The organism is Cellulomonas olei (genome assembly GCF_039548315.1).
Lineage (GTDB): Bacteria > Actinomycetota > Actinomycetes > Actinomycetales > Cellulomonadaceae > Cellulomonas.
On sequence record NZ_JBCLVN010000104.1, the window covers coordinates 1 to 1,641 of the forward strand.

Sequence of the window (1,641 nt, forward strand, 5' to 3'; positions counted from 1 at the left end):
CTCGTGCCACGTGTCGAGGTCGACCCGTGCGTCGACGACCCGTGCGCACAGTTCGGCCGGCTGCTGCACCACGGCTCGCCAGAACGCGGCAACGCCCGGGTTGAGGTCGTTGATGAAGACTTGGTCGATCTCTTCTGCCACCAGGAGCTGCAGAGCTGCGCCAGCGCCTCCGGCGAAGGGCTCCGCGTAGGCAGTCGGCCGGGGTCGCTGTCGGCCTAGCAGGTCGGCGACGAACGGAGCCAGACGGGCCTTGCCTCCGGGGTATCTGAGCGGAGAGACGTAGCGCGGCACGGTCAGGGATTCTGCCCGAGCAGCTCGTCGATCGCGACCAGCAGCGGACGGAAGTCGGCGGAGCGGGCTCGGACGTCGCTGGTGGACGCGATCTTGTCGATCGCGTGCACCGCGGCGTGCAGATCGATGATGCCGACCCCTCCGCGGTCTCGCGCGCTCGCGTTGTAGGCGTTCTTCAGCTCGGGGTTCGCCTTGGGGCCCAGATAGTTGGGGTCGAGTCTCCGGATCGCCGCCACGACCTTCTTGTCCAGCGGCTCGCTCTCCTTGAACCACTTGAAGCGGAGTCCGGCCTCAGTGAGTACGAGCTCGAGCACGACGCGGAGCATGACGGAGCTCACGTGCGGCGCATCGTTGATCGTGAGCTTCTGTGCTTCGCCAAGGGTCTTCCTGGTGCGCGGAGCGACGTGTCGGAGGCGTAGCCCTTCGTAGACGACAGCCTCTTCTCGAGTCGGTCGAGTTCGCTTTCCTGACCCAGTCTTGGTCTGGCCTGTGGCGTCCTGGCCGTCCGCTTCTGTGTCCGACGCGTCATCGTCTTTGTCGTCGGATCCGTTCCCTGAGGTGTCCGGAGGCAGGGCGTCGGCGGTCACCGGATGGGGCAGGAGGGAGTCCGCGCCAGGGAGGTGCGCCTTGGAGGCCTGAACGTAAGTTGATCGGTCGTCCTTGGTGAAGAACTTGCTGACCGGGAAGGCCCCGAGGTCTCGCAGGAGTTGGAGCAGGGCTATGCGGGTTGCTCGACGGTTGTGGTGGAACGCGACATCTTCGCCATGGATCTCGAAGCCGAAGGCGCGTCGAACGTGCGGGTCGCTGACGACACGGCCCACAGTCGTGAGCGAACGTTGGGTGGCGGCGTCCAGGGCTTGCAGAAGTTCGGAGTCGTCAGCGAACGCGCCTCTCACTCCGTCGGCGAAGATCAGTGCGCGACCGGCCTGAGTGTGCTTCTGGCGCGTGAACCGCTGCTGCTGTTCGGGGTTCCAGGACCGCACGCCGACGCCGCCGTTCTCGCCCGTGTGGCGAAGGCGGATCCAGTGCGCAGCGGACTGACGGTCCGCCGCGACCCACGGCTCGACCTCGTCTGGTCCGGTGCCCCTCGCAGCGAGCGCTCGGAACTGGGCCGCGACCTTCGGGTCATCGGCGAGATCAGGGTTGCGGAGGAGCTTGAGGCAGGCCAGGCGACGATTGCCCTCGACGACGACGTAGTGCCCGTCCTCGTGCACTGCTATCGGTGACTCAGCCGGGTTGAGCATCTCCTGGGTGAGAATGTCATCGGCGAGAGCGAGGAGTTGGCCCGGCCCTTCGTCGATTAGTGCGTTGATCGCCGCACGTTGCGAGTCGGACGCCCCGGTCCGCGGG

General features: G+C 66.6%; 1 protein-coding gene and 1 pseudogene. Both read right to left on the bottom strand.

Annotation, left to right across the window (positions count from 1 at the left end):
• Positions 1 to 291, bottom strand: a 291-nt coding sequence (locus AAHH18_RS18230; protein ID WP_343302597.1) for a DNA adenine methylase, incomplete at its 3' end; no start/stop codon positions are given.
• Between the two features lie 2 nt (positions 292 to 293).
• A pseudogene (locus tag AAHH18_RS18235) lies at positions 294 to 1,641 on the bottom strand (hypothetical protein); the annotation flags it as partial.